Origin of the sequence: Streptomyces aculeolatus (assembly GCF_020400605.1) — a bacterium.
GTDB lineage: Bacteria > Actinomycetota > Actinomycetes > Streptomycetales > Streptomycetaceae > Streptomyces > Streptomyces aculeolatus.
The window spans coordinates 93,682-117,390 of sequence record NZ_JAINRD010000009.1 but is presented as its reverse complement, the minus strand read 5'-3'; the positions used below and the strand labels follow the sequence as shown (position 1 = coordinate 117,390).

The following is a 23,709-nucleotide window of genomic DNA, read 5'->3' as shown; positions in this document are numbered from 1 at the left end:
TGACGGCCCCCGTCTCAGAGCGGAACGCGCAACGCTGCGTCGATCAGCTCTGCCGCCTCGGCGGTCCCCCCTCCGCCGGTCTCGGTCAGATGGCGACGGACCGCGCGCAACCTGTCCCGCAGCCGCTGCGACTCCATCCCTCTGGCCGCCCTTGCCATTTCCAGCGCCGCCTGCGCCGCCTCCTCGGCGTCCCCCTGACGCAGTTCGACGTGGCTCAGAATCGCCAGCCGGTGCACCCGCCCCCGGTCGTGTGCGGGCCGGTGCACGGCGGCCGCCGCCTGTTCGCGGGCGGCGCGCAGGTCGCCGATGCGTAAGAGCGCCTCGGCGACCTGCACGTTGACCAGACCCGGCTGGACGTAGTCCGTCTCGGCCGGCTCCCGGCGTGCGCTGATCCGTCCGGCGGCGGACTCGGCGCGGCGGATGCAGGCCAGGGTGCCCGAGCGGTCGCCGAGGAAGGCGTACGCCTTGGCCTGCATCGCGTACAGATCGGCCGCCAGGGCGGGGCTGACGTCCTCGTCCGCGGCCCGCAGCGCGGCCTCCGCGAACGCCACCGCCTGGCGGTACTCCCCGAGGAACAGCGACTGGTTGACGAGCATGGCGATGACGTACGCGCCGAAGCCGCGGTCCCCGCTCGCCTTGGCCAGCCGCAGCGCCTGGTGGAAGTAGCGCTGCGAGAGGCCGAGGGCGTCCGAGTCGTACGCGCAGATACCGGCGACGGCGACGAGGCCGCCGGTGGCCCGGTGCAGCCGGCGGCCGACGTCATCGCCGTACGAGCCGCGCAGCAGCGGCGCCGCCTCGGAGTTGAGGAAGCGCACGACGCGGGCGCGGGTCGCCATGCCGCCGGCCTTGCGGTACATCTGCTCGTAGTGGGCACGGGCGGCCTGGAGGGTGGTGACGTCGGCCTCGCTGACGTGCACGGGGCCCGTACGGGAGACGTCGCCGTCCTCCGGCGGGTTCTCCCACTCCCACACCGGGATGACGGCGGGGGTGCCGGTGAGCGCGCGGGCGCCGACGACGTGCGGGTGCTGCTGCTCGTCGGAGCGCCACAGCGCGGTGGCGCGCTCGACGAAGCGGGCGAGCGGTGCGGCGGCCGAGGGGCCGCCGGCGGCGCCGAAGCCGATGTCGTCCAGGGTGACCGGGCGGTCGAGGCGCTCGGCGAGCACCTCGCAGATGAGGTCGGGCACCTGGCCGCGTGGTCGCTGGCCCTTGAGCCAGCGGGCGACGGCGGTGTGCTCGTAGCGCAGCCGCAGTCCGCGGGCGGCGCCGGCCCGGTTGACGTGCGCGGCGAGCCCGGCGTGGGAGATCCCGGCTTCGTCGAGTGCCGCGTCGAGCAGGGTGTTGGGCTCCATGTGCCCTCCCGCGAGCAGGGTGTTCGCCAGCGTAACCGAGGGCCTTTCACACGGGGTGTGAAGTGCGCGCCCGCAGTCGTGGCGTGTGCGCCCTCCCGGTGGCCACGGGTGGCGAGTTGACTGTGCGGCATCGGGTCCGCTCGCTTCCCCGCAGCCTGGCGGCGGTTCCGTAGCCGCCCCGCCCGGCCGTGCCGGACCCGGCACCTGGCCGGCCGGGCGGGCGGCACACCCCCCACCGGCGCGGGCGCCGCGGACCGGACGGCGGTCCGGCCCGCGGCCGCTCGCGACCGGGGCGGGAGGGTCCGTACGGCGCTCAGCCGATGACGCGCAGCCAGATCCCGGTGCAGTGCGGCAGGGCCGTCACCTGGATCTGCTCCAGCCGGACCCGCGGGCCGCCGGGGCGGTCGAAGAGCCGGACGCCGCCGCCGAGGAACACCGGTGCGGTGAACACGAGCACCTCGTCCATCAGACCCGCCTCGATGCACTGGCGGGCGACGTCGGCGCCGATGACGTTCACGTACGCGTCGCCCGCGGCGGCCTTCGCCGCGGTGACCGCGGTGTCGAGGTCGCCGGCGAAGGTGACGCCGGGGACGGGCTCGGCGGGCGGGTGGTGGGTGAGCACGAACTGCTGTCCCTCCCAGCCGCCGCCGAACGCCTCGCCCTCGTTCTCGGTGCCGCGGTGCGGGTCGTCGCCGCGGAAACTGCGGGCGCCCGAGAGGATCGAGCCGACCTGCGGGATCAGCCCGTCGACCGTCGGGTTGGGCCCGAGCTGGTCGGCGAGCCAGGACATGTCACCTCCCGGCCCCGCGATGAACCCGTCGAGCGACATGGTGGCCGAGTACAGCAGCTTCGCCATGGGGCGCCTTTCCTTCGTCGTCACCTGGTGACCCCGGTCCGTGGGACCCGGGGTCCGGTAGGTGTGACCGCGGCCGGGCCCGGAAGTCATCGGTGCGCGGCCGTCCCGCTCCGGCACCGCAGTGTCCCCGGCGTCCCGGGCCACCTTGCCGCACGGCCGGCGGCGCCGGGCGGCGACTCACGGCTCCAGTACGCCGAGGGGGTCGTCGAGCACCGGCTGCCAGGCGAGTTCGGCCGCGCCGACCAGGCTGTTGTGGTCGAGGGTGCACTCCAGGACCGGCACGCCGCCGCTGCGGCCCCACAGGCTGCGGTCCGCCACCACGGCGCGCAGCCGCTCGGGGGCGGCGGCCAGCAGGACCTGGTGCAGGCCGCCGAGGATGATGCGGTCGGGGTTGAGGATGTTGACCAGGCCGGCGAGGCCGAGGCCGAGGCGGTCCGCGACCAGCGCGACGGCGGTGGCGACCGCCGGGTCCGCGTACTCGTCGCGTACCAGGTCACGGGCCTGCTGGAGCAGCGAGACCTCGGGTCCCGGCGCGCGGCCGGCGGCCGTGAGCAGCGCGAGCGGGTCGGTCTCGACGTCCAGGCAGCCGCGGCTGCCGCAGTGGCAGGGCAGGCCCTCGTCGGGGTTGACGGTCAGGTGGCCGACCTCCAGCGCGAGGCCCGCGCTGCCGGTGTGCAGCCGCCCGTCGAGGACGAGCGCCCCGCCGACGCCGCGGTGTCCCGTGGCCACGCACAGCAGGTGCGCGGAGCCGCGGCCGGCGCCGTGGCGGTGCTCGGCCAGGGCGGCGAGGTTGACGTCGTTGCCGGTGAACGCCCGCGGGGGGACGGCGAAGTCGATGCCGGAGTCGGTCAGGCAGTCGCGGAAGATGCGGCGTACGGGCGCGCCCGCGGGCCAGGCGAGGTGCAGCGGGTTGAGCGCTTCACCGTCCGGCTCCGCGACCGCGGACGGCACGGCGAGGCCGGCGCCCACGCACCGCCGCCCGGTGGCACGCAGCAGTTTCGCGCCCTCCTCGACGACGGCCGCGAGTACGTGCGCGGGGTCGGCCGGGACCGTACCGCAGCCGGGGGCGGTGGCGACGATGCGGCCGCCGAGCCCGACGAGCGCGGCGCGGAAGCCGTCCGCGTGCACCTGGGCGGCGAGCACGACGGGGCCCGCGGGGTTCACGGACAGGCCGTGCGAGGGGCGGCCCTGGTGTCCGGCGGCGGCGGGCCGGGAGTCGACGGTGATCAGGCCGAGCGCCGCCAGTTCCGCCGCGACGGCGCCCGCGGTGGCGCGCGTCACACCCAGCTCGGCGGTGAGCACGGCGCGGGTGGGCGCCCGGCCGGTGTGGACGAGCTCCAGCGCGGGCCCCAGCGCGCTCCGGCCTCTCTCGGGTCGCGCGGGCCTTGTACGAGTCGGCGTCACACTCCTATTCTGTCTTTGTGCCGACGCTAAACAAAATACGGGCGGCGCTCCCCCGGTCACTGCGCGGCAGCACCGTGCCCCGCGGCCCCGCCGGAGCACAGCTCGCCCGTCTCCGTACCGTCCTGACCGTCTTCTTCGCCCTCGACGGCTTCGTCTTCGCCGGCTGGGTCGTCCGCATCCCCGACATCAAGGACCAGACCGGCGCCTCGCCCAGCGCCCTGGGCCTGGCGCTGCTCGGCGTGTCCGCGGGCGGGGTGGCGACCATGGTGCTCACCGGCGGCCTCATCCGCCGCTACGGTGCGCACGTGGTCACGGTGGGCACCGCCGTGCTGCTCTGCGCCGGCGTGGTGCTGCCGCCGCTGACCCGCTCCGCCCTCGCGCTCGGCCTGGTCCTGCTGGTGTTCGGCGCTGCGTTCGGCTCCATCAACGTCGCCATGAACAGCGCCGCCGTCGACCTGGTGGCCGCGCTGCGGCGGCCGATACTGCCCAGCTTCCACGCGGCGTTCAGCCTCGGCGGGATGCTCGGCGCCGGGCTCGGCGCGCTCGTCGCCGGGCACCTCTCCCCCACCCGGCACCTGCTGCTGCTGGCGCTGCTCGGGCTGGCCGTCACCGCCTTCGCGGGGCGCGCGCTGCTCGCCCTCCCGGCCCCGAAGCCGCCGCCGGCCCCCGAGAGCACGGCGGAGCCGGGCGGCGGGGACGAGCCGGCCGCGGCGCTGCCCGCCGGCCGCGTCCGGGTGCTCGTCGCCGTGCTCGGGCTCATGGCGCTGTGCACCGCGTACGGCGAGGGTGCCATGGCCGACTGGAGCGCGCTGCACCTCAAGGAGTCCCTGGACGCCGGCCCGGGCCTGGCCGCCGCCGGGTACTCCGTCTTCGCCCTCGCCATGACCGCCGGACGGCTCTCCGGCACCGCGCTGCTGCTGCGGCTCGGCCAGAACCGGGCCCTGGTCGCGGGCGGCGCGACCGCGTGCGCCGGGATGGTGCTCGGCTCCTTCTCCCCGTACGTCTGGGGCACGCTGGCCGGCTTCGCCCTCACCGGGCTCGGCCTGGCCAACATCTTCCCCATCGCCATCGGCCGGGCCGGCGAGCTGGCCGGGCCGCACGGCGTCGCCGCCGCGTCCACCCTCGGCTACGGAGGCATGCTCCTCGGCCCGCCGGCGATCGGCTTCCTCGCCGACTGGTTCTCGCTGCGCGCCGCGCTGAGCACGGTCGCGCTGCTCGCCGGAGCGGCGGCGCTCATCGCGTACGCCATGCAGTACGCGACGCGCCCGCGGGAGGCTTGAGGGACCGGCGGCGCCGGGTCAGCCGGTCATCTGACGCCGACGGTGCGGGCGAGGACCGCCCGCTGCACCGGCAGCGCCTCGGCGTGCAGCGTACGGCCCGCGTCGGTGACGCACACCTGCACGCCCCTGCGGTCCTCGGGGCACATGCCGCGGCTGACCAGACCGTGCTTCTCCAGTCTGCCGACGAGGCGGGACAGCGCGCTCTGGCTCAGGTGCACCCGGTCCGCCAGCTCCTGGACTCTCAGGCTCGCCCTGTCGCCGGCGTCCGCCATCCCCAGCAGCACGTCCAGCACCTCGAAGTCGCTGGCCCCGATGCCGTATCGATGCAGTTCACGGTCCAACTCGCCCACAGCCCGCGCGTGCACCGCGCGGATCTCCCGCCATTGAGAAACGACCGCGCCTTCGGCGCTCCCCGTTGCCATGGCATGGCACCGTACCAGCCCGTGAGCGTGATGTGACGGCCGGTGTGCAACGGATTGAACACGGGGTCGGGCGGATACTCTTCGGACTATGAGGGGGCTCGAAATGCGGGGACCGAGGACACAGAGCCAACGGGACGCCGTGACCGTCGAGATCGTGTACGCGGCCTTCACCGGGGCGCTGCTGGCGGGCGCGGTGTTCCTCGCCGTCGCCGCGCCCGCGCTCTTCTTCGACGCGGTGCGCGGCGACGCGAGGGTGGGGGTGCTGACGGCCGCGAAGGCGGCCGGGGCTACGGCGTTCGTGATCCGCGTCGGGCTCGTCCTGCGCCGCTGGTGACCAGCCGCCGGACCAGGGGCCAGAGCAGGATCAGTGCGATGACGGCGTAGACCGTGACCGCGAACGGGGTGTTGACCAGGCCGCTCAGGCTGCCGTCGCTGAGCTGGAGCGCCCGGCGCATCTGCTGCTCGGCCGCCGGGCCGAGGATGACGCCGATGATCGCCGGCAGCACCGGCAGCCCGTAGCGCCGCATGCCGAGCCCGATCAGGCCGATCACCAGCAGGATGACCAGGTCGACCGCCTCGCCGCTGACGGCGTACGCGCCGACCGCCGCGAAGAACAGGATGCCCGCGTACAGGTACGGCCGCGGGATGCGCAGCAGCTTCGCCCACACGGGCGCCAGCGGCAGGTTGATGAGCAGCAGCAGGAACATCCCGAGGAACAGCGACGCGATCAGGCCCCAGACCAGGTCCGGTTCGCGGTCGAAGAGCAGCGGGCCGGGCTGGATGCCGTACTGCTGGAACGCGGCCAGCATCACGGCGGCCGTCGCGGTCGTCGGCAGGCCGAGCGTGAGCATCGACACCAGCGTCCCGGCGGCGGAGGCGGACGCCGCCGACTCCGGCCCGGCGACGCCCTCGATGGCGCCCTTGCCGAACTCGTCCTTGTGCTTCGACAGCCGCTTCTCGGTCACGTACGACAGGAAGGTGGGGATCTCCGCGCCGCCCGCCGGGATCGCCCCGAACGGGAAGCCGATCACCGGCCCGCGCAGCCACGGCTTCCATGTCCGCCGCACGTCGGAGCGCGCCAGCCACGGGCGGCCGACGGGGATGGGGCCCTGGTTGCCCGAGCGCAGCCGGGCGGCGACCCACAGCGCCTCGCCGACCGCGAAGAGGCCGACCGCGACGATGATGACGTCGATGCCGTCGGCGAGTTGCAGCGAGCCGAACGTCAGCCGCTCCTGGCCGGTCATCTGGTCGAGGCCGACCAGGCCGATGGTCAGCCCGACGAGCAGCGAGGCGAAACCGCGGATGCGGGAGCGGCCCAGCACGGAGGTCACCGCGATGAACGCGAGGACCATGAGGGCGAAGTAGTCCGGCGCGCCGATGTCGACGGCCAGGTCCGCGATCACGGGGGCCAGCGCGACCAGCAGGACGGTGCCGATCATGCCGCCGGCGAAGTGCCCGATCGCCGCGGCGGCCAGGGCCTGCGAGCCGCGCCCGGACTTGGCCATCGGGTTGCCCTCGATGGCGGCGACCACCGCGGCGCTCTCCCCCGGCGTGTTGAGCAGGATGGAGGTCGTGGAGCCGCCGAACATGCCGCCGTAGTAGATGCCGGCGAACATGATCAGGGCGGCGGTGGGCTCCAGCCCGTACGTCACGGGGAGCAGCAGCGCGACGGCCATCGCGGGGCCGATGCCGGGCAGTACGCCGATGGCGGTGCCGAGGAGCACGCCGACGGCGGCCCAGAGGAGGTGGGCCGGCGTGAGCGCGGTGCCGAAGCCGTCGATGAGGGAGGTGAGGGAGTCCATCTCACAGCACCTCCATCAGCGGCCCGCCGGGCAGCGGGACGCCCAGCAGGTTGTTGAAGACCGTGTACGTGACCACCGAGAGCACGGCGGCCACGAGTGGGTCGCCGGCGTACGCGCGGCTGCCCAGCGCGTACGCCGCACCCCAGAACAGCAGCGCGCCGGCGATGGGGAAGCCGACCTCGCCGATGAGGAAGGCGGTGGCGAGGAAGACCCCGGCGAGCAGCAGCACGGTGCGCCACTCGGAGGGGGCGTCGAGGTCGATGTCCTCGCCGCCCTCGGCCTCGCCCCTGCCGCCGCGCAGCACGTCGACGGCCAGGAGGGCGGCGACGACGAGGAGGGCGATGCCGATGACGGTGGGGGCGGCCTCGGGTCCGACGGGGCCGCGCTGGGCGTAGCCGGTGTCCATGGTCCGCGCGTCGACCAGCACGAGCACGCCGATGGCCAGCAGCAGGACGCAGACGCCGAGTTCTGACCTGCCGCGCAGCAGGGCGAGCCGCCCGCCGCCGTCGGGGGTGGCGGTGCCGCCCCCGACGGCCTTGCCGTCACCGCCGTCGCCGCCACCGTCGCCGCCCCTGCCGTCCGGGGCGTCCCGGGCGTCGTCGTCCGGCGGTTCCGCGGGGGTCCGGGTCCCGTCCTTCGTCGGCTCGTTCGTCACAGGCCCAGCTCCTTCAGCACCGAGACCACGCGCCGGTCCTGCGCGTCGAGGTAGTCGCCGAACTTCTCGCCCGTGAGGAAGGCGTCGGTCCAGCCGTTCGTCTTCAGCGACTGCCGCCACTCGTCGGTGTCGTGCAGCTTCTCGAAGAGGTGGATGAGGTTCTTGCGTTCGGTGTCGGACAGCCCCGGCGGGGCGACGAAGCCGCGCCAGTTGGTGAACGCCACGTCGATGCCCGTCTCGCGCAGCGTGGGCGCGTCCAGACCCGGGTGCCGCTCGCCGCCGGTGACGGCGAGCACGCGCAGGTCGCCCGCCTCGATCTGGTCGAGGTACTCGCCGACGCCGGAGACGCCGAAGGCGACCTTGCCGCCGAGGATCGACGCGAGCAGTTCGCCCCCGCCGTCGTACGGCACGTAGTTGACCTCCTTCGGCACGATCCCGGCGGCCCGGGCCATCAGCATCGGCGCCAGGTGGTCCGGACCGCCGGGGGACGAGCCGCCGCCGACGGGGGTCTTGCCCGGGGAGGCCTTCCAGTCGGCGAGCAGGTCCTCGAAGGTCTTGTACGGGGAGTCGGCGGGGACCACGACGATGTCGGGCTCCTCGGTGACCCGCGCGATGGGCGTGGTGTCGGCGAGCGTGTGGTCGGTGGTGTTGGTGCGGACCGCGCCGCTGACCCCGAGCCCCATGGACATCGCGAGCTTGCCGTTGCCGTGCTCGTTGACCAGCCGGGACAGGCCCACGGTGCCGCCGGCGCCGGGGAGGTTGAAGACCTCGACGTTGCTGCCGAGGTCCGCGTCCTCGATGTTCCTCGCGATGGTGCGGGCGGTGATGTCGTAGCCGCCGCCGGGGGTGTTGGGCACCATCAGCTCCAGGCCGGGGATCCGGCTGCCTTCCGCCGCGCCGTCCCCCTCGGTGATGAGCGGCGGGCCGAGGAGCACCAGCAGCGCCGCTGCCGCGAGCGCGAACGGAGTGCGTAGAGTGGTCGGCAGACGCACGGTTCGGTCACCGCCTCTTCGTCGGGGAGCCGGCTCCGCGGAGCCGTGGATGATCACTGGGGTCCGGATGTCGCCACATGCTCCCGCCGCGGCCCCGAGGTGTCGCGCTTGTGAACGCAAGGAAACTTCTGGTCGTTCTGGTCCCGGCGCGGGCGGCCGCCGAGCGCTAGCCTGACCGCCGTGATCCGGGTACTGGTGGTCGACGACGACTTCATGGTGGCCAAGCTGCACAGCCGCTACGTCGCGGCGACCGACGGCTTCGAGGTGGCCGGCGTCGCGCACAGCGGCGCGGAGGCGCTGCGCGCGGTGGCGCGGCTGCGCCCGGACCTGGTGCTGCTCGACGTCTATCTGCCGGACATGGACGGCATCGGGGTGCTGCGCCGGCTGCGCGCGGGGGAACACGCGGACACCGACGTACTCATGATCACCGCGTCCCGGGACGCCGAAACCATCCGCGGCGCGCTGCACGGCGGCGCGCTGCACTACGTCATCAAGCCGTTCAGCCAGGCCGCGCTCCAGGAGCAGTTGCGTCACTTCGCCGCCACCCGCGCCCGGCTCGACGCCCTCGACGACGCGGACGGCGTCCAGCAGGCGCACGTCGACCGGCTCTTCAGCGCCCGCCCCACCGTCTCCGGCGCGCTGCCCAAGGGGCTCAACGTGCGTACCGCCGAGCTGGTGGAGCGGGTGCTGCGCGAGCACCCCGGCGGCCTTTCCGCCAGCGAGTGCGCCGAGGCGGCGGCCATCTCCCGGGTGGCCGCGCGGCGTTACCTGGAGCACTTCGCCGACTCCGGCCGCGCCGAGCTGTCGCTGAAGTACGGCGGCACGGGGCGGCCCGAGCACCGCTACCGCTGGTCCGGCTGAGTCCTTGCGGGCCCGGCCCTCCGGCCGGCGGGCCGTACGGCGCCCGGCCGCACGGCCTGGCGGCCCGCGCCGGCGCGGGGGACGCGCGCCCGGCCCGTACGCCCGCGGCACCCGCCCGTACGCGACCCGCACGCGCGGCCCGGGCGTCACCCCTGCGAGTGCATCCCGGGGTGCCGGGGCGACGCGGGGGGTAGTGCTGCCCCGGGCGCTGGACGCGAACGAGACCGGGGAGGGGCGGATGCCGCCTAAGCAGCCGTTCGAACTGCCGACCTTCTACCTGCCGTGGCCCGCACGGCTCAACCCGCACGTCGAGCAGGCGCGGGTGCACTCCCGCGCGTGGGCGCGCGGGATGGGGATGCTGGAGGGCTCGGGCATCTGGGAGACCGCCGACCTCGACGCGCACGACTACGCGCTGCTGTGCGCGTACACCCATCCCGAGTGCTCCGCGGACGTGCTGTCGCTGGTCACCGACTGGTACGTGTGGGTGTTCTTCTTCGACGACCACTTCGTGGAGGCGTTCAAACGCGACCGCGACCGGGCCGGCGCCAAGGCGTACCTGGACCGGCTGCCGGCGTTCATGCCGCCGGAGACCTCCGGCGCGGCCGTGCCGGAGCCGCGCAACCCGGTCGAGGCGGGGCTCGCGGACCTGTGGGCGCGGACCGTGCCCGCGATGTCGGCTGGGTGGCGGCGGCGGTTCGCGCAGAGCACGGTCAACCTGCTCGACGAGTCGCTGTGGGAGCTGGCCAACATCGACGAGGGGCGGGTGGCCAACCCCGTCGAGTACGTCGAGATGCGCCGCAAGGTCGGCGGGGCGCCGTGGTCCGCCGGGCTGGTGGAGTACGCCGCCGCGGCGGAGGTGCCGGACCGGGTGGCCGCGTCCCGGCCGCTGCTGGTGCTGCGCGACACCTTCGCCGACGCCGTGCACCTGCGCAACGACCTCTTCTCGTACCAGCGCGAGGTGGAGGACGAGGGCGAGCTGAGCAACGGCGTGCTGGTGCTGGAGACGTTCCTCGGCTGCGGGACGCAGGAGGCCGCCGAGCGGGTCAACGACCTGCTGACGTCCCGGATGCAGCAGTTCGAGCACACCGCGCTCACCGAACTGCCCGCGCTCTTCGCCGAGGAGGAGCTGACCCCGGCCGAGTGCGCGCGGGTGGCGGCGTACGCGAAGGGGCTGCAGGACTGGCAGTCGGGCGGGCACGAGTGGCACCTGCGCTCCAGCCGGTACATGAACGAGGGCGCCGCGGCGGCCTCGCCCGCCGTGGCCGCCGCGCCCGACCCGGCCGCGGGGCCGGCCGCGGGGGTGCGCGGACCGGCGACCGCGACCGGCGCGACGCGGCTGCGCTCGTACGCGTACGGGCCGCACCGGCGGGTCGGCCCGTCGCTGGTGCCGGAGCTGCGCATGCCGTACCGGCTGCGGCTCTCCGGGCACCTCGACGCGGCCCGGTCCCAAACCGTCGACTGGTGCCGCCGGATGGGCATCCTGCAGCCCCAGCCGGGAGTGCCGGGGTCGCATGTGTGGGACGCGCGGCGCCTGCACGGCTACGACCTCCCGCTCTGCGCCTCGGGGCTGCATCCGGACGCCGACGAGGAGGAGTTGGTCCTGGCCTCGCTGTGGCTGGCCTGGGGCACGTACGGGGACGACTACTACCCGGCGGTCTTCGGCCGCACCGGCGACCTGGCCGGGGCGCGGGCCTCGAACGACCGGCTCATGCTGTGCATGCCGCTCGGCGACGGGACGCCCCCACCGCCGGCGAACGCGCTGGAGCGCGGGCTGGCCGACCTGTGGCGGCGGACGGCAGAGCCGATGGCGCCGGCGGAGCGGGGGCACTTCCGCAGCACGGTGGAGGTCATGCTCGACGCCTGGCTGTGGGAGCTGTCCAACGAGGCGCAGCACCGCGTCCCCGACCCGGTCGACTACATCGAGATGCGGCGGGCGACGTTCGGCTCCGACATGACGAAGTACCTGTGCCGGCTGCGCCGGGGGTTCGCCGTCCCGGCCGAGGTCTACGACAGCGGGCCGGTGCGGGCGCTGGAGAACTCCGCCATGGACTACGCCTGCCTGCTCAACGACCTCTTCTCCTACCAGAAGGAGATCGAGTACGCGGGCGAGATCCACAACGGCGTGCTGGTGGTGCAGACCTTCTTCGGCATCGGCTACCCCGAGGCGGTGCGGATCGTGCACGACCTCACCACGGGGCGGATGCGGGAGTTCGAGCACGTGCTGGAGACCGGGCTGCCGGTGCTGTACGAGGACCTGGGAGCACCGGAGGAGACGCGCGCGGCGTTGGACGGGTACGTACGCGATCTGCAGAACTGGATGGCCGGGATCCTCAACTGGCACCTGAACGTACGGCGGTACGGGGCCACCGAGCTGGCGGAGGACGCGGGCGGGCCCGGGCTGCCGGGCGGGGCGCCGGTGGGGCTCGGTACGTCGGCGGCGCGGCCGGGGGCGTGGGCCGGGAGGTGACGGGCCTGCCGGGTGCGGGCTGCCTCGTTCAGCCGGGGCAGCCGGTTCGGCCGGGTCAGCCGAGCCAGCCGGGGCGGACCAGGCCCGACTCGTACGCCTGCACCACCAGTTGCGCCCGGTCGCGTACCCCGAGCTTGACCATGGTCCGGCTCACGTGCGTCTTGGCGGTCAGCGGGCTGACCACCAGCCGGCGGGCGATCTCCTCGTTGGACAGGCCCATCCCGACCAGCGCCATGACCTCCCGCTCCCGCTCGGTCAGCTCGTCCAGCGCCGCTGCCGCCGCCGGCTCCTTGGAGCGGGCGGCGAACTCGGAGATCAGCCGGCGGGTGACACCCGGGGAGAGCAGCGCGTCGCCCTCGACGACGGCGCGTACCGCGCGCACCAGTTCCTCCGGCTCGGTGTCCTTGACCAGGAAGCCGGAGGCGCCGGCGCGGATCGCCTCGAAGACGTACTCGTCCAGCTCGAAGGTGGTGAGCATGACGACCTTCACGCCCGCCAGGTCCGGGTCGCCGGTGATCCGGCGGGTGGCCTCCAGGCCGTCGAGTACCGGCATGCGGATGTCCATGAGGACGACGTCCGGGCGCTGTTCGCGGACGAGGGCGACGGCCTGCTCGCCGTCGGGCGCCTCGCCGCACACCTCCACGTCCTCCTGGGCGTCGAGGAGGGCGCTGAAGCCGGCCCGTACCAGCACCTGGTCGTCGGCGAGCATCACGCGGATCACTGGCGCTCCTCTGGGATGTCGCGGCCGCGGGACCGGCGGCCGGCGTTCACGGTATCCGCCGGGAGCGGGATGCGGGCCCGCACCCGGAAGCCGCCGTCGGAGCGGGTGGCCGCCTCGACGGTGCCGCCGAGCGCGGAGGCGCGCTCGCGCATGCCGACCAGGCCGTTGCCGCCGCCGGTGAGGCCGCCCGCGGTGGCGGGGCCGTCGTCGTCGACGCACAGCTCCAGCTCGCCGGGCGCGTAGCGGACCAGGACGCGGGCCGTGCGCGAGCCGGAGTGGCGGACGACGTTCGTCAGCGCCTCCTGGACGATGCGGAACGCGGCCAGCTCCGTACCCGGCGGCAGGGGGGTGCGGCCGCCCTCGACCGCGACGTCCACGGTGAGGCCGGCCGCGGCGGCCTGCTCCTTCAACTCGCTGAGCCGGTCGAGGCCGGGGGCGGGCGAACGCGGGGCGCCGCCGGGGGTGCGCAGCGCGTCGAGCACCTGGCGGACCTCGCCGAGCGCCTCCTTGCTGGCGGACTTGATGGTGGTGAGCGCCTCGCGGGCCTTCTCGGGCTGCTGGTCGAGGAGTGCGAGGCCGACGCCGGCCTGGATGTTGATCACGGAGATGCTGTGCGCCAGCACGTCGTGCAGTTCGCGGGCGATGCGCAGCCGCTCCTCGTCGGCACGGCGGCGCTTGGACTGCTCGCGCTCGGCCCGCAGGGCGGCCCACTGCTCGCGGCGGGTCCGCATCAACTCCCCGCCCGCGACCACCGCCAGCACCCAGGCGACGACGAACAGCAGCTGGCCCCAGTGGCCGCCGCCGTCGTCGCTCGGCGGCAGCCAGCGGTAGAGGAGGGAGGTGTACGCGATGTGGCCGGCGAAGAGCAGCCCGAGCGCCCCCCAGACGGCGTGCCGCTCCCCCACCGAGATCGCCGCGAAGCAGGCGACGGCGGCGCTGAGGAAGATCGGCCCGTACGGGAAGCCCGCGGCCAGGTAGCCGAGGCAGACGGCGACGGTGCCGTAGGCGGCGGTGCGCGGGTAGCGGTGGCGCAGCAGGAGGAGGACGGCCGCGGCGAGGAGGAAGCCGAGGGCGCCGGGGAAGGGGTTGACGCGGTCGGTGTCCTGGGCGGCGCCGCGGGTGCCGGCGACCATGAAGAAGGTCAGGAAGAGGGTGGAGCGCCAGGGGAGGCGGTCGCGGCTGGGCAGCCAGCGGAGCACGCCGGGCAGCGGGCGGCCGTCGGGACGGTCGGGACTGCCGGGGCCGTCCGGACCGTCGGCGCCGCGGGGCGCGGCGCCGGGGGTGTAGGGCCCGCCGAACGGGGGCCCCGGCCACCGCCGGCCGCCGCCCTCGTCGTCCCGCCCCCGCCAGGGGGGTCCTCCGCGTCGCATGCCTGAAACGCTAACCGCCGGCGGTGCCTTCGGGCGTCAGCCGTACGCGGACACCCGGCGTACTCCCGGTGGAGTACCTGCTCAGCGGGGGGTGAGGCCGGTGGTTGCAAGGGCCCGCGCCGGCGCAGGCGGCCGGAGGGCTACGCGGCCGGGCTGCGCAGGCCGATGCCGCGGCCCAGGTCCGCCGCGGCCCGGTCGAAGAACTCCTCGCGGGCGTGGACGACGTCGTGGAACTGGCCGAACACCTCGAAGCCGACGAGCCCGAAGAGCTGCGCCCAGGCGGCGGTCAGCCGCGCCATGGCCGCCGGGTGGAGCCGCATGCCCAGGCGGCGCACCAGTTGCTCGGCGTCGCGGAGCACGTCCGCGGACTCGAAGGGCGCGGGGGCGAGCAGGCCGCTGTCGGCGGCTTCCTCGGCGACGCCGATCAGCGCGCGGGCGACGCGGGAGGCGGGGCCGGTGGTGGCCTCGGGGGCGGCGTAGCCGGGGACGGGCGAGCCGTAGATGAGGGCGTACTCGTGCGGGTGGGCGAGCGCCCAGCGGCGTACGGCGTGGCAGGCGGCGGTCCAGCGGACGACGGGGTCGGCGGCGGGCGCGGCGGCGACGGCGCGCTCGGCGGCGCTGCCGACGGCGTCGTAGGCGTCGATGATCAGCGCGGTGAGGAGGTCGTCGCGGCTGGGGTAGTAGCGGTACAGCGCGGAGGAGACCATGCCCAGCTCGCGGGCGACGGCGCGCAGCGAGAGGCGGGCGGCGCCCGCGTCGGCGAGCTGGCGTCTGGCCTCGGCCTTGATGCTCTCGGCGATCTCGGTGCGGGCGCGCTCCCTGGCTCCTGTGACCCTCGTCATGGGGGTCAGTCTGCCATTGCGAGAGCAGTGCACACAATCGAGAGCAGTGCTCTTGCTTTGGAGCACCGTCCTGATGCACACTGCTCCATATAGAGAGCACTGCTCTCGGTTCAGATCACCGCTCACGAAAAGCGCCGCGCAGCACGCCCACCAGGAGGCCACCATGACCACGCAGCCCCACTACCTCAAGGCCGGCCCCGTCGCGGCGAAGTTCAACAAGGCGGTGGGCTGGCTCGCGCGCCGCGGCGTGAGCATCATGGGCACCGCGGAGCTGTCCGTACGCGGCCGCAAGTCCGGCAAGATGCTGCGCCTGCCCGTCAACCCCCACCGCCACGACGGCGAGCAGTACCTCGTCTCCGCCCGCGGCCACTCCCAGTGGGTACGGAACATGCGCGCCGCCGGCGGCGGCGAACTGCGCGTCGGGCGCAAGGTGCGCGCCTTCACCGTCGAGGAGCTGCCGCCCGCCACCGCCGTGCCCGTGCTGCGCAGCTACCTCAAGCGCTGGGGCTGGGAGGTCAACCAGTACTTCAAGGGCGTGACGGCCGACTCCTCCGACGAAGAACTGCTCGCCGCCGCCCCGGACCACCCGGTCTTCCGCCTCACCGAGACCCGCTGAGCGCGCCCTTCCGGTCCAGCAGCGTCAGCGTCCGGTGCGCCACCGGGTGCATGCGGACGATCTCGCCGAGCGTCGTCGTCCCCTGCGTGACCTTCGCGAACATGTGCCACGCCGGCCGGAATCCGGTCAGCACCGCGTGGAAGACGGCGGGGTGCCGCTCGAAGGCCGCCAGCAGCCGCCGCCCGACCGCCATCTCCACGCCCAGGCCGGCCTTGACGGCGAAGGCGTAGTTGAGCGCCTGGCGGCGCGCGTCCACCGCGTCCTGGGCCTCGGCGATCCGCACCGCCCACTCCCCCGCGAGCCGGCCGGAGCGCAGCGCGTACGAGATGCCCTCCCGGGTCCACGGCTCCAGCAGCCCGGCGGCGTCGCCGCAGACCACGACCCGGCCGCGGGACAGCGGCGAGTTGTGCGCGCGGCAGCGCGTCAGGTGCCCCGACGACAGGCTCGGCTCGAAGCCCGCCAGCCCCAGCCGGGCGGTGAACTCCTCCAGATAGCGCTTCGTGGCGGCGCCGTCGCCGCGGGCGGAGATCACGCCGACCGTCAGCGTGTCGCCCTTGGGGAAGACCCACCCGTAACTCCCGGGCAGCGGGCCCCAGTCGATGAGCACCCGGCCGCGCCAGTCGTCGGCGACCTCCGGCGGCACCGGGATCTCCGCCTCCAGGCCCAGGTCCACCTGCTCCAGTTCGACGCCGACGTGGCTGCTGGTCCGCCCCGCGCTGCCGTCCGCGCCGACCACCGCGCGGGCCAGCACCTTCTCCCCGTCCGCCAGGTGCACGGCGACCGTGCGCCGGTCCGGCACGTCGGGGCCGTGCTGCTCGACGCGGGCGACGGTCACACCGGTACGCAGCCGGGCGCCCGCGCGCTGCGCCGCCTCGGCGAGCCGGGCGTCCAGCTCGGCGCGGTTGACGAGCCCGAACAGGGTGCGGCGGGAGCGGCGGGTGCGGCCGAGGCGGCCGCGCATGGTGAACGTCACGGTGTTGACGCGGTCGCGCAGCGGGAGTTCGACGCCGTCCGGGAGCGCCTCGCGGGACAGCCCGATGATGCCGCCGCCGCAGGTCTTGTAACGGGGCAGTTCCGAGCGTTCCAGGAGCAGGACGCTCCGGCCCTGGCCGGCTGCCGCGTACGCCGCGGAGGCGCCGGCCGGACCCGCGCCGATCACGACGACGTCCCAGACGCCCGGGTCCGCGGCGGCCTCGCCACCGGATTCCGCGGCGGGTGCCGTACCGGCGTCGGCCGCGGCACCGGCTTCACCGGTGTCAGCCGCGTCGTCCGAGTCGCCCGCCTCAGCGTCGCCCGCGGCACCGGCTGCGGAGTCCCGTCGCGCGTCCGGCGCCGGCTCCGGCGTTCCGTCCGGCGTCGCGTCCCGCGTTCCGTCGGCTCCCGCGTCCCGTGCGTCGCCCGGCGAACGGCCGTCCGCCGCTTCGCCCGCTTCGTTGCCCGCCTCGTTCTCGCTGGTCACGTTGGCTCTCTGCTCCTGTTTCCGGCCACCCCCGCCCGGGGGCGCCCACCTGCCGCATCCTAGAACGACGCACCGCTGTGCGATGATCGTCACCGCTCGCCCCGATTCCGGGACCCGACACCGCAGGACACAACGCAGTTCCCCCGAGGAGCGTTCCCATGGACACCGATCGGCTTGCCGGCACCGTCGCCGGCCTGCTGCCGCGCGCCCGTACCGAACTGGCCGAGCTGGTCTCCTACCGCTCGGTCGCGCTCATCGATCCGGATCGTTTTCCGGCGACCGAGTCGGACGCCGCCGCACGCTGGATCGCGGAGTCACTGACCGCCGAGGGCTTCCCGGACGTGCGGTTGCTCGACACCCCGGACGGCACCTGTTCGGTGTACGGCCACCTGCCGGGCCCGGCCGGCGCCCCCACGGTGCTGCTCTACGCCCACTACGACGTCCAGCCGCCGCTCGAGGAATCGGCGTGGCTGAGCCCGCCGTTCGAGCTGACCGAGCGCGACGGCAGGTGGTACGGGCGCGGCGCCGCGGACTGCAAGGGCGGCGTCCTCATGCACCTGACCGCGCTGCGCGCCCTGCGCGAGAACGGCGGCGTGCCGGTCTCGGTCAAGGTCATCGTGGAGGGCTCGGAGGAGCAGGGCACCGGCGGGCTGCAGCAGTACGCCGAGCAGCACCCGGAGTTGCTGGCAGCCGACACGATCGTCATCGGCGACGTCGGCAACTTCCGCGTCGGCCTGCCCACGGTCACGGCCACCCTGCGCGGCATGACGATGCTGCGCGTGCAGGTGGACGCGCTGGCGGGGAACCTGCACTCCGGCCAGTTCGGCGGCGCCGCCCCCGACGCCCTCGCCGCGCTCATCCGGATCCTCGACTCGCTGCGCGGCCCCGACGGCTCGACGACGGTCGACGGCCTGGCGCCCGGCTCCCGGTGGGACGGCCTGGCGTACGAGGAGGAGAACTTCCGCAAGGACGCCAAGGTCCTGGACGGGGTCGAGCTGATCGGCTCGGGCAGTGTCGCGGACCGCATCTGGTCGAGCCCCGCGGTGACGGTGGTCGGCATGGACGTCCCCTCGGTGGCCGAGGCCACGCCCTCGGTGCAGGCCACCGCCGCGGCGCTGGTCAGCCTGCGGCTGCCGCCCGGCCACGACGCGGCCGAGGCGACGGAGCGGCTGACCGCGCACTTCGAGGCGCACGCGCCCTGGGGCGTGCGGGTGACCACCGAGCCGTACGGCTCGGGCGAGCCGTTCCGCGCCGACGTCACCAGCCCTGCGTACCGCGCGATGGCCGAAGCGATGCGCGCGGCGTACCCGGGCGAGGAGATGCAGGTCGCCGGGCAGGGCGGCACGATCCCGCTGTGCAACACCCTGGCCGAGCTGTACCCGCGGGCGGAGATACTGCTGATCGGGCTCTCCGAGCCGGAGGCGCAGATCCACGCGGTGAACGAGAGCGTGTCGCCGGAGGAGTTGGAGCGGCTGTCGTTCGCCGAGGCGCTGTTCCTGCACGGGTACGCGGCCGGGCGCACGGACTGACGCCGCGGACCCGCGGCGCGCACCGGGCAGGCTCCGGTCCGCCTGGCGGCCCGCAAGCGGCCGTCAGGCGACGTCCGTGAGCCGGGCGAAGACGACGACGTTGCCCTCGTAGCCGGGGTCGTCCCCCTCGCGGTACCCGCCGCCGCAGGTGAGCACGCGCAGTTCGGCGCGGTCGGTGTCGCCGTAGACGCGCCGGCTGGGGAAGGCGTCGGCGTCGAAGACCTCGACGGCGTAGACGGTGAACACCGCCGTGCGCCCGTCCTCCCGGTCGACCTTGACGACCTCGCCGCGCTTCAGGCCGCCGAGGCGGTAGAAGACGGCGGGCCCGGCCGCGTCGTCCACGTGCCCGGTGACCACGGCGGTGCCGGTGGCGCCGGGGGTGGCCGCGTCCCGGTACCAGCCGGCAAGGTTGCGCACCCCCGCGGGCGGCGCGGCGAGCCAGCCGTCGGGGTCGAGGCCGACCTCGGTCAGCGGGGCGTCGACGCCGATGGCGGGGACGCGGATCGCGGCAGGCGGCGAGGCGGGCAGCGGCGGGTGCGCCGGCGGGCCGTCGTCGGCCCGCGCGCCCTGCCCGGAGGGCTGCGGCGGGCCGAAGCCTCCGGTGAGCGCGGTGTGGATCATGCCGATGCCGAGGAGCATCACGCAGATGACGAGGCCCGCCGCGAACCTGTTGCGCAGTGCGCCCGCCGCGCTCCCGCCGCCCCCGTCGTCGCCGTCGTCGCCGGGGCCCGGCGGCGGGCCGCCGGGCGCGGTGCCGTTCGGCGCGGCCCCGTACCCGGTCGTGTCGTGGGGCGGCGTGCCGTGCGGGGTCATGCCGTAGGGCATCGCGGCGTAGGGGTCGATGGTGCGTTGCTCGTGCATGGTGCGGACCGTTTCTGCGCGAGGAGCCGCGCGGGGACCCGTGCGGGAGGCTGTGCGGCGGGTGGTACGGCGGACGGTGCGGCGAGTCGGGTACGGCCTGTGCCGTGCGCCCCGCGGCCCGAAGGCCGCGGGGCGGCGCGTGCGATGCGGACCGGTGCCTGCGCCGCGGGGTCAGTCGCGCCCGGGCGCCTCCCGGCGCCGTAGCAGCAGGACGCCGCCGAACGCACCGGCGGCCGTGAGCCCGGCGCCACCGGAGAGCATCGCGGTGTTGTCCGCCTGGGAGCCGCCGAGCCCGCCGCGGGCCGGCTGGGTGGGCTTCACCGGCTGCGCCGGCTCTGCGGGTCGGACCGGTGCGGCCTCCTTGCCCGGCTGGGCGGGCTGCGCCGGCCGCGCGGCCTCCTTTCCGGGTTGTGAGGGTTGCGAGGGCTGCGCCGACGAGGTCGCCTCCTTGCCCGGCTCCCGGCCCGGCCTGGACGTGGCGCCGATCTCCGACTTGCCGCCGGCGGCGATCGTCAGCGGCGCGGTGCCGGACTCGCCGCCGCAGGTGAACGTCACGTCGTAGGCGGCGCCCGGCTTGGCGTCGAGGTCGACCATGACCTGCGCGCTCTGGGTGCCGCCGCCCGTGCCGAGGGTCGTCTTGTCGAAGACCGCCGACGAGGCCGTGGCTTCCTTGTCGCAGTCGGTCACGGTCAGATCGACCTTGCCGCCCGGCTTGACCGTCTTGGGGCTGACGGTGAAGCCGAAGGAGGTGATGTTGTCGTCGTTGCCCTGTGCCGTCGCCACCGTGGCCGTGAGGCCGGCGGCGACGGCGCCGACGGCCGCGGCGGCCAGCGCCGTGGTTATGATCCGCATCGCTCGTGAGCTCCTGAAGTGGGGGACGCGACGACGTGGGTCGCCGCTAGCAGAGACGCTATGCAGCCAGAGGCATTGACACGCACTCAAAAACTGCTGAATGGGGCAATAGCAGGGCCAATAGGGTTGCCGTCGTCACCCCGCCACGCCCCTCGCGTCCCGCTCGCGCCGCTCTCGCCGCGCCCCCGCGCTACACCCCGTCCGTGACCGGTGCGCCGCCCTCCAGGTAGACCGCCGCCCCCTGCCGCCGGGCCCGCAGCGCCCACCGCAGCCGGCTGAACCGCACCGACGGCAGCAGCCCGCCCGCCTCGTCCTCCGTGACGAACCGCCAGGCGCGCAGCTCGGGACCCGGCAGCAGGACACCGGCCGCCTCGGCGGGGCCCAGCCGGCCGCCGTCGTAGAGGAGCCGCAGCCCGCCGTACTCGGGCGGCCGGGGCGGCTCCCAGTCCACCACCAGCAGCCGGGGCGCCCGCCGCAGGCTCAGCCCCAGCTCCTCCGCCACCTCCCGGACGCCGCCGCGTGCCGGCGCCTCGCCGGCCTCGACGACGCCGCCAGGGAACTCCCAGCCCGGCTTGTACGTGGGGTCGACGAGGAGCACCCGGTCGTCCTCGTCGAAGAGCAGCACGCCGGCGGCGAGCGTCTCGCCGGTGGGCTCGGAGTTCTGCACGATGTCGCAGAATCCGGCCCCGGCGCGCAGGCGCGACGCTATCTCCTCGGCCGTGGCGCGTGCGCTCTGACCTGCGGCGTCGACGAGGTGCGCGTCGCCGGTGAGCCAAGGCGGGAGGCAGCCGGCGTGCAGGATCGTTTCGTCAAACGAGACCAGCAAATGCCGCACTTCGAAGCCGCGCGAGGCCAGCCGCCCGAAGATCTCGTCGCGGTGCTCCTGGCGCCACAGCGCCGCCGGCACCACCAGCGGGCCGTCCGCCTCCGCGAGCAGCGCCGCCGCCGTCTCCACCACCAGCCGGCGCCACGACGGCAGCTCCTGCTCGTCATCGACCTCCTCCAGGCGCTTCTGCGGCAGCAGTTCGCGCAGTTGCCCGCCCGTCAGCTCCGGGTCGTAGAGAATGCTCCCCGGCGTCAGCTCCACCAGTTCGTGCGCGACGCGGCGCAGACCCGTATCCCATGCGCCGTTCAGCCAGACGATCACATGTTCCCCCTCTCAGCAGCCCCCAGAGAGTTGCCCGCTACCCGCTCCCGGGGAAACTCCGTGCGAAGAGTTTGGCCGCAGGGCTACGTCACACCGCCGTAACCCGGCGCAATGACGCCGGGTCGCGGACGAAGCCGGGCCGCCGCCGTGCCCGTACGCCGGCCCGCCCGCTCCAACCGGGCCGTACGGGGTCCGGCAGGGGCCCGTTCGGCCCTCCATCGCCCGCCGCCGGCCCGGCAGGATGGCGCTCACCTGCCCGCTTCGCACGGGCCGGGTTCGGCGGCCCGGTCCGGAGGTCAGAAGGGCTGACCGACGGCTCCCCCCGGGCCGCCGGCACCCTCCTCCGGCGGCCCGCCGTCCCTGTCCGCTCGCCTCACCCCTTCGTGGAGCCGAGCGTGAGCCCCGCGATGAAGTGGCGCTGCAGCAGCAGGAAGACGATGATCGTCGGCAGCGCGACCAGCACGGATCCCGCGGCGAGCAGGTTGTAGTCGGTGAAGAACTGCCCGCGCAGGTTGTTGAGGGCCGAGGTGACCGGGAGCTTGTCGCCGTCGGAGATGAAGACCAGCGCCCACAGGAAGTCGTTGTACATCCAGGTGAACTGCAGCGTCCCCAGCGCCGCCAGCGCCGGGCGGCACAGCGGCAGGGTGATCCGCCAGTACTGGGTCCACACCCCGGCGCCGTCGACGACCGCGGCCTCCAGGATCTCGGTGGGCAGCGCGCGCATGAAGTTCGCGAGCACGAAGATGCAGAACCCGAGCTGGAAACCGACGTTGACGGAGATGACGGCCCAGTACGAGTCGTACATCGTCATCGATTCGGACATCCAGTACGGCAGCTCGATGCGGTTGAACATCACGTACAGCGGCGTGACGATGACCTGCTGCGGCAGCAGGTTGCCCGCGGTGAAGAGGATGAGCAGGAAGAACCCGCCGCGGATGCGCAGCCGGGCCAGCACGAAGGCCGCGAACGACGCCAGGAACAGCACGATCAGCACGCCGGGCACGGCGATGATGAGCGAGTTGACGAAGTACTTGCTCATCTCCGAGTCGGAGAACGCCTGCCGGTAGTAGTCGAAGGACAGCTTGCGGGGGAAGGAGAAGTAGCCGTGCTCGGCGGTCTCCTCGTACGGGCGCAGCGAGGCGTACACGGCGAGCAGCAGCGGCGCCAGGAAGGCCAGCGAGACCCCGCCGAGGAAGATGTGTACGCCGAACCGGCCGCGGCGGGGCCGCTTCCCGGCCGCCGGGTCCTGCTGCCCGGACCGGGCCTCGGCGGGGCGCCGCGCGGTCGCGGTGGCGTCGGCGGTCATCGGTGCTCCTCCCCGCGCATCTCCTGCACCAGGTACGTCACGATGAACCCCAGGGAGACGGTGAGCAGCACCACGGCGATGGCGGAGCCGAAGCCGATGCGGCTGGCCTCGCCGATGATGTTGTCGGTGACGAGCACGGAGAGCAGCTCCAGGCCGTTTCTGCCCTTGTTGATGGCGTAGACGATGTCGAAGGCGCGCAGCGCCTCGATGACGGTGATGACGAGGACGACGACGTTGACCGGACGCATCGTGGGGAAGACCACGCGCAGGAAGGTCTGCCGCTCGTTCGCGCCGTCGATGGCGGCGGCCTCCTTCAGCTCGGGCGCCACGGCCTTGAGCCCGGCCAGGTAGAGGATCATCACGTAGCCGGTGTGCCGCCAGCCGGCGGCCAGCAGCACCATCCAGATGTTGAGGTCGCGGTCGCCGAGCCAGTCGGTGGGGTTGTTCTCGTTGCCGAGGATGGCGTTCAGTGCGCCCTGGTCGCGGGAGAAGATCAGCTGGGCGATGAAGCCGACGACGGCGAGGGAGAGCACCACCGGCAGGTAGATCGTGGACTGGTAGAAGCGCGAGAAGCGCACGCCGCGGTCGATGACGACCGCGAGCAGCAGCCCGAAGGGCGTGGCCACCAGCCCCAGGAACGCGATCCACAGCAGGTTGTTGCGCACCGCGGGCCAGAACGGCGGGTAGTCCCCGCCGGCGAGCGTGTCGTAGTTGTCGCCGCCGACCCAGCTCAGGTCGGACAGGCCGTCCCAGGAGGAGAAGGAGAGGGTGACGGAGGCGACGGTCGGCCCCCAGATGATGAACAGGTCCAGCAGGATGGTGAAGCCCAGCAGCACGCCGATGACGGCGAGGTCGCGGCGGGTGAACCTCCGCGGACCGCGCCGTCGGGTGCGCCGCGCGTGGGTGACGAGCGGCACG

General features: G+C 74.3%; 22 protein-coding genes. 6 read left to right on the top strand and 16 right to left on the bottom strand.

Features of this window, described 5'->3' with window-relative positions; translation table 11 throughout:
* Positions 1–14: 14 nt before the first annotated feature.
* From LG396_RS17555 to LG396_RS17545, 3 genes are all read right to left on the bottom strand, one after another.
* A complete protein-coding gene (locus LG396_RS17555) occupies positions 15–1,349 on the bottom strand; it encodes an NsdA family TPR-like regulatory protein (RefSeq protein WP_018836352.1) in 1,335 nt (444 codons plus the stop codon).
* 313 nt (positions 1,350–1,662) lie between these two features.
* On the bottom strand, positions 1,663–2,205 hold the full coding sequence (locus tag LG396_RS17550; protein ID WP_037741572.1) for a dihydrofolate reductase family protein: 543 nt from the start codon (positions 2,203–2,205) through the stop codon (positions 1,663–1,665).
* Positions 2,206–2,382: 177 nt separating this feature from the next.
* The gene (locus tag LG396_RS17545; RefSeq protein WP_026276959.1) at positions 2,383–3,609 is read right to left on the bottom strand and encodes an ROK family protein; all 1,227 of its coding nucleotides are present in this window, start codon (positions 3,607–3,609) and stop codon (positions 2,383–2,385) included.
* A 17-nt stretch (positions 3,610–3,626) separates the two neighbouring features.
* Between LG396_RS17545 and LG396_RS17540 the strand changes: the two genes are divergently transcribed.
* Positions 3,627–4,889, top strand: coding sequence for an MFS transporter (locus LG396_RS17540; protein WP_372483519.1), 1,263 nt, complete (start codon positions 3,627–3,629; stop codon positions 4,887–4,889).
* Positions 4,890–4,915: 26 nt separating this feature from the next.
* On the opposite strand, the gene LG396_RS17535 is transcribed toward LG396_RS17540, so the two are convergent.
* Positions 4,916–5,311 (bottom strand): MarR family winged helix-turn-helix transcriptional regulator, encoded by a 396-nt coding sequence (locus LG396_RS17535; RefSeq protein WP_018836348.1) that lies wholly within the window; start codon positions 5,309–5,311, stop codon positions 4,916–4,918.
* A gap of 88 nt (positions 5,312–5,399) precedes the next feature.
* On the opposite strand from LG396_RS17535, the gene LG396_RS17530 reads away from it, so the two are divergent.
* Entirely contained in the window at positions 5,400–5,645 is a 246-nt protein-coding gene (locus tag LG396_RS17530) for a DUF6332 family protein (protein WP_225795455.1), read from the top strand.
* Here LG396_RS17530 and LG396_RS17525 read toward each other — a convergent pair.
* Genes LG396_RS17525 through LG396_RS17515 form a run of 3 tightly spaced genes read right to left on the bottom strand, consistent with a single transcriptional unit; the run spans position 5,599 to position 8,760 of the window.
* Positions 5,599–7,113, bottom strand: coding sequence for a tripartite tricarboxylate transporter permease (locus LG396_RS17525; protein WP_037741577.1), 1,515 nt, complete (start codon positions 7,111–7,113; stop codon positions 5,599–5,601). The genes LG396_RS17530 and LG396_RS17525 overlap by 47 nt on opposite strands.
* A gap of 1 nt (position 7,114) precedes the next feature.
* Positions 7,115–7,768, bottom strand: a complete 654-nt coding sequence (locus LG396_RS17520) for a tripartite tricarboxylate transporter TctB family protein (RefSeq protein WP_225795454.1) — start codon at positions 7,766–7,768, stop codon at positions 7,115–7,117.
* Positions 7,765–8,760 (bottom strand): Bug family tripartite tricarboxylate transporter substrate binding protein, encoded by a 996-nt coding sequence (locus tag LG396_RS17515; RefSeq protein ID WP_027767094.1) that lies wholly within the window; start codon positions 8,758–8,760, stop codon positions 7,765–7,767. Before LG396_RS17515 ends, LG396_RS17520 begins: the two co-directional genes overlap by 4 nt.
* 180 nt (positions 8,761–8,940) lie before the next feature.
* On the opposite strand from LG396_RS17515, the gene LG396_RS17510 reads away from it, so the two are divergent.
* Entirely contained in the window at positions 8,941–9,621 is a 681-nt protein-coding gene (locus LG396_RS17510; RefSeq protein ID WP_225795453.1) for a response regulator, read from the top strand.
* A gap of 238 nt (positions 9,622–9,859) precedes the next feature.
* Positions 9,860–12,088, top strand: a complete 2,229-nt coding sequence (locus tag LG396_RS17505) for a terpene synthase family protein (protein ID WP_225795452.1) — start codon at positions 9,860–9,862, stop codon at positions 12,086–12,088.
* Positions 12,089–12,143: 55 nt separating this feature from the next.
* On the opposite strand, the gene LG396_RS17500 is transcribed toward LG396_RS17505, so the two are convergent.
* The 3 genes from LG396_RS17500 to LG396_RS17490 all read right to left on the bottom strand — a co-directional run bounded on the left by LG396_RS17500 (position 12,144) and on the right by LG396_RS17490 (position 15,021).
* Positions 12,144–12,809, bottom strand: coding sequence for a response regulator (locus tag LG396_RS17500; protein WP_018836341.1), 666 nt, complete (start codon positions 12,807–12,809; stop codon positions 12,144–12,146).
* On the bottom strand, positions 12,806–14,179 hold the full coding sequence (locus LG396_RS17495) for a sensor histidine kinase (protein WP_225795451.1): 1,374 nt from the start codon (positions 14,177–14,179) through the stop codon (positions 12,806–12,808). Before LG396_RS17495 ends, LG396_RS17500 begins: the two co-directional genes overlap by 4 nt.
* A gap of 140 nt (positions 14,180–14,319) precedes the next feature.
* The gene (locus tag LG396_RS17490) at positions 14,320–15,021 is read right to left on the bottom strand and encodes a TetR/AcrR family transcriptional regulator (protein ID WP_225795450.1); all 702 of its coding nucleotides are present in this window, start codon (positions 15,019–15,021) and stop codon (positions 14,320–14,322) included.
* A 163-nt stretch (positions 15,022–15,184) separates the two neighbouring features.
* Between LG396_RS17490 and LG396_RS17485 the strand changes: the two genes are divergently transcribed.
* Positions 15,185–15,637: a nitroreductase family deazaflavin-dependent oxidoreductase gene (locus tag LG396_RS17485; protein ID WP_225795449.1), complete on the top strand. Its 453-nt coding sequence runs from the start codon at positions 15,185–15,187 to the stop codon at positions 15,635–15,637.
* Here LG396_RS17485 and LG396_RS17480 read toward each other — a convergent pair.
* The gene (locus LG396_RS17480; protein ID WP_225795448.1) at positions 15,621–17,096 is read right to left on the bottom strand and encodes a geranylgeranyl reductase family protein; all 1,476 of its coding nucleotides are present in this window, start codon (positions 17,094–17,096) and stop codon (positions 15,621–15,623) included. The two genes, LG396_RS17485 and LG396_RS17480, sit on opposite strands and share 17 nt — an antisense overlap.
* Before the next feature lie 158 nt (positions 17,097–17,254).
* Here LG396_RS17480 and LG396_RS17475 point away from each other — a divergent pair, with 158 nt between their 5' ends.
* On the top strand, positions 17,255–18,625 hold the full coding sequence (locus LG396_RS17475) for a dipeptidase (protein WP_225795447.1): 1,371 nt from the start codon (positions 17,255–17,257) through the stop codon (positions 18,623–18,625).
* Positions 18,626–18,688: 63 nt separating this feature from the next.
* On the opposite strand, the gene LG396_RS17470 is transcribed toward LG396_RS17475, so the two are convergent.
* The 5 genes from LG396_RS17470 to LG396_RS17450 all read right to left on the bottom strand — a co-directional run bounded on the left by LG396_RS17470 (position 18,689) and on the right by LG396_RS17450 (position 23,708).
* The gene (locus LG396_RS17470; protein WP_504968192.1) at positions 18,689–19,264 is read right to left on the bottom strand and encodes a class F sortase; all 576 of its coding nucleotides are present in this window, start codon (positions 19,262–19,264) and stop codon (positions 18,689–18,691) included.
* A 393-nt stretch (positions 19,265–19,657) separates the two neighbouring features.
* Entirely contained in the window at positions 19,658–20,338 is a 681-nt protein-coding gene (locus tag LG396_RS17465) for a hypothetical protein (RefSeq protein WP_225795445.1), read from the bottom strand.
* 190 nt (positions 20,339–20,528) lie between these two features.
* Complete coding sequence (locus LG396_RS17460) at positions 20,529–21,485, bottom strand: NUDIX domain-containing protein (protein WP_225795444.1); 957 nt, start codon at positions 21,483–21,485, stop codon at positions 20,529–20,531.
* Positions 21,486–21,858: 373 nt separating this feature from the next.
* Complete coding sequence (locus tag LG396_RS17455) at positions 21,859–22,791, bottom strand: carbohydrate ABC transporter permease (RefSeq protein ID WP_225795443.1); 933 nt, start codon at positions 22,789–22,791, stop codon at positions 21,859–21,861.
* Positions 22,788–23,708, bottom strand: coding sequence for a carbohydrate ABC transporter permease (locus LG396_RS17450; protein WP_037741614.1), 921 nt, complete (start codon positions 23,706–23,708; stop codon positions 22,788–22,790). Before LG396_RS17450 ends, LG396_RS17455 begins: the two co-directional genes overlap by 4 nt.
* Position 23,709 lies beyond the last annotated feature (1 nt).

Coding starts and splice junctions, on each gene's coding strand:
- LG396_RS17555 (WP_018836352.1), bottom strand. CDS start 1,349: ATGGAGCCCAACACCCTGCTCGACGCGGCACTCGACGAAGCCGGGATC.
- LG396_RS17550 (WP_037741572.1), bottom strand. CDS start 2,205: ATGGCGAAGCTGCTGTACTCGGCCACCATGTCGCTCGACGGGTTCATC.
- LG396_RS17535 (WP_018836348.1), bottom strand. CDS start 5,311: ATGGCAACGGGGAGCGCCGAAGGCGCGGTCGTTTCTCAATGGCGGGAG.
- LG396_RS17530 (WP_225795455.1), top strand. CDS start 5,400: ATGAGGGGGCTCGAAATGCGGGGACCGAGGACACAGAGCCAACGGGAC.
- LG396_RS17525 (WP_037741577.1), bottom strand. CDS start 7,113: ATGGACTCCCTCACCTCCCTCATCGACGGCTTCGGCACCGCGCTCACG.
- LG396_RS17505 (WP_225795452.1), top strand. CDS start 9,860: ATGCCGCCTAAGCAGCCGTTCGAACTGCCGACCTTCTACCTGCCGTGG.
- LG396_RS17495 (WP_225795451.1), bottom strand. CDS start 14,179: ATGCGACGCGGAGGACCCCCCTGGCGGGGGCGGGACGACGAGGGCGGC.
- LG396_RS17490 (WP_225795450.1), bottom strand. CDS start 15,021: ATGACGAGGGTCACAGGAGCCAGGGAGCGCGCCCGCACCGAGATCGCC.
- LG396_RS17485 (WP_225795449.1), top strand. CDS start 15,185: ATGACCACGCAGCCCCACTACCTCAAGGCCGGCCCCGTCGCGGCGAAG.
- LG396_RS17475 (WP_225795447.1), top strand. CDS start 17,255: ATGGACACCGATCGGCTTGCCGGCACCGTCGCCGGCCTGCTGCCGCGC.
- LG396_RS17470 (WP_504968192.1), bottom strand. CDS start 19,264: ATGCTCCTCGGCATCGGCATGATCCACACCGCGCTCACCGGAGGCTTC.
- LG396_RS17465 (WP_225795445.1), bottom strand. CDS start 20,338: ATGCGGATCATAACCACGGCGCTGGCCGCCGCGGCCGTCGGCGCCGTC.
- LG396_RS17455 (WP_225795443.1), bottom strand. CDS start 22,791: ATGACCGCCGACGCCACCGCGACCGCGCGGCGCCCCGCCGAGGCCCGG.